Annotated in this window: 2 protein-coding genes, 1 tRNA gene and 1 riboswitch; of the genes, 2 read left to right on the top strand and 1 reads right to left on the bottom strand. The window is 70.6% G+C overall.

All coding sequences use genetic code 11. The features are described from left to right. A partial coding sequence (locus G6017_RS17150) for a CopD family protein (protein ID WP_524536322.1) occupies positions 1 to 1340 on the bottom strand: 1340 nt, incomplete at its 3' end. Positions 1341 to 1438: 98 nt separating this feature from the next. On the opposite strand from G6017_RS17150, the gene G6017_RS16230 reads away from it, so the two are divergent. Together G6017_RS16230 and G6017_RS16225 are read left to right on the top strand one after the other, a co-directional pair. Then, positions 1439 to 1511 (top strand) — tRNA-Arg (locus G6017_RS16230). A 387-nt stretch (positions 1512 to 1898) separates the two neighbouring features. Continuing rightward, positions 1899 to 1996: riboswitch (TPP riboswitch) on the top strand. A 9-nt stretch (positions 1997 to 2005) separates the two neighbouring features. Beyond that, a partial coding sequence (locus G6017_RS16225; RefSeq protein WP_347238042.1) for an ATP-binding cassette domain-containing protein occupies positions 2006 to 2455 on the top strand: 450 nt, incomplete at its 3' end.

The raw sequence follows: 2455 nt of genomic DNA, 5'->3' as shown, positions 1-2455 counted from the left end.
TGGCTGGCGAAGTCGGCCATCATGTACATCCCCATACCGGAGCTGGTGGTGAGGAACAGCAGGACACAGCCGAGCACCCAGGCCACGGTCCGGCCCATCGGCCAGGAGTCGCCGCGGCGGCGCAGGGTGATCAGGCCCCACACGTAGAGGCTCAGCAGGACGACGGCGGCCAGGCCCAGCACCAGGTCGAAGCGCCACAACCCCAGCACGGTGCCGAAGGAGAACGGGCCGGGGAGCTCGAAACCCAGCAGCGCCTCCTGGCGGGTGGGGACGTAGAGCGGCGCCGGCGGCGGGGTGCGGCCGAGCGAGACCGAGAGCCCCATCGTGCCCGCCATCACCACGGCCTCGACCAGCCCGATCCGCAACAGGGTTCCGCGGTCGACGGGGGCGTTGGCCGATCTGGATTCGATCTTGGCGATGATCCGGCGGCGCATCGCCAGCCCGAACATCGCGAGCAGGACCAGCACCAGCGCCTTGGCCAGCACCAGCAGCCCGTAGGTCGAGGAGAACAGGTCGGCGGGGTGCAGCCGCACGAGCGCGTTGATGATGCCGGAGAACCCCAGCGCGATGATCGCGATGGTGGCCACCACCGAGTAGCGGCGCAGCGCCAGTGCCACGCGGGAGCCGCCCCGCATGGTGTGGGCGAGCACCGCGACCAGCCCACCCACGTAGAACGCCGCGGCGAACAGGTGGATGATCAACGAGTTGGTGGCGATGTCGTGCGCCGTGCTCCCGGAGGCGTGTCCCGTGGCCGCCACCGGCAGCAGCGAGAGCACCGACACACCCAGCCAGATCACCGACCAGCGCCAACTCAGGGTGAGCCGTTGACCGATCCCGGCCACCAATGCGATCACCGCCGCCCACCGCCAGGACGAGGCCACGTCGATCTGGCTGATCGCCACGATCCACTGGTCCGGCGGCAGCGACTCCCAGAGGGTGCGGCCGGAGACGTCCGACAGGGTCAGCGGGATGAGCAGTGCCGCGGCCACCGCCCAGGCGATGTTGGCCCACGAGGAGATCCGCTGCGAGCGGTAGCCGTCCACGTCGAGGGTCTTGTCCTTCTGGGGCGGTGTGAAGAACGCCGCGAACAGGGCCGTCCCCACCGCCACCGCCGCGAGCAGCTCGCCCATCGCACGGACCGCCGGGAGCCCGGCAGTGGTGAGAACGCCCGGGTCCGGGACGCCCACCAGCGCGAGCGCCACCTCGGTGGACATGCCCGAGAGCGGGATCACCACCGCCGCGGCCACCACCGCGAGCAGGATCACCACGGGCACCACGCTGCGGGTCCTGAGCGGTCCGGCGGTGGTGGGTGTCGACTTGGACGACGTCATGGCCACCATCGTATTAACCCGATCGCCCCCGGGCCGATTCGCGGCTGCTGCGCACACCCCCGGATCGGCTACCATTCTTCCGGCGCCGCCGGACGCGGGCGTCGCAGGCCTCCGTAGCTCAGTGGATAGAGCATCCGGTTTCTACCCGGCTGGTCAGGGGTTCGAATCCTCTCGGGGGCGCCCAGGTCAGGGCATGTTTTCGGCACGGCGATCGGTTCTCAACCGGTCGCCGTGCCCACATCGTCGCCGGCAGCGGGTCACCGCCCGCCGCGTGGTCACCGCCCGCCGCACGATCACCGCCCGCCGCGTGGTCACACCTGCTCACGTTCTCCCAGGTGGGGTGTTCCGAAATCCATCCGATGTGACCACTCGCCGAGTGGGCACCTCGTTCGCGGCCGGTGAGAGGGGTGAGCGGCGGGGTCGTTGCCGGCCGCCTCCCGTCTGCGGCGGGCGGTTGCCCCGCGATCGGCGCGCGCCAGCACACGGACGCGCACCCACTCGACGGGCCTCCCATCACGGAATCGGCCGGTGATACGTTTCATGTTCGGCCCGATTGTCGCAATCGGCGCCGATGACACGGGGTGCCCCTACCGAACGGGGCTGAGATCACACCCGCTGAACCTGAACTCGTTCACACGAGCGGAGGGATGTCACATGCGCTGGTGCACGCTGTGGTGAGTCGTCCGGGAACCACGGCGGTGTCGCTCGAGGACCTGGGACACACCTATCCGGGCGCGCGCCGCGCGGTGCTCGCGGACCTCACCCTCTCCGTTCCGGTGGGCGAACACATCGCCGTCGTCGGGCGCAGCGGATGTGGCAAGTCGACGCTGCTGTCGCTGATCGCCGGCCTCACCGAGCCGACGACGGGGTCCGCCCTCGTCCTCGACGAGAGTCAGCCCGCACGACGCCTGGAGTCCTGCGCGTTGATGCCCCAGGGCGACAGCCTGTTGCCCTGGCTGACCCTGCTCGACAACGTCGCGATCAGTCTCCGTAACCAACGGGTGGGCCGGCGCGCGGCCCGCGCCGAGGCCCAGTCCTTGCTGGACCGCCTGGGTCTGGGCGTCTGGTCCGGTGCCCGTCCCGCGGCTCTCAGCGCGGGGATGCGCCAGCGCGCCGCACTCGCG

Source organism: Dietzia sp. B44, from assembly GCF_014145245.1.
Lineage (GTDB): Bacteria > Actinomycetota > Actinomycetes > Mycobacteriales > Mycobacteriaceae > Dietzia > Dietzia natronolimnaea.
Note: the sequence above shows the minus strand (reverse complement) of the source record. Positions and strands in the feature narration are given on the sequence as shown.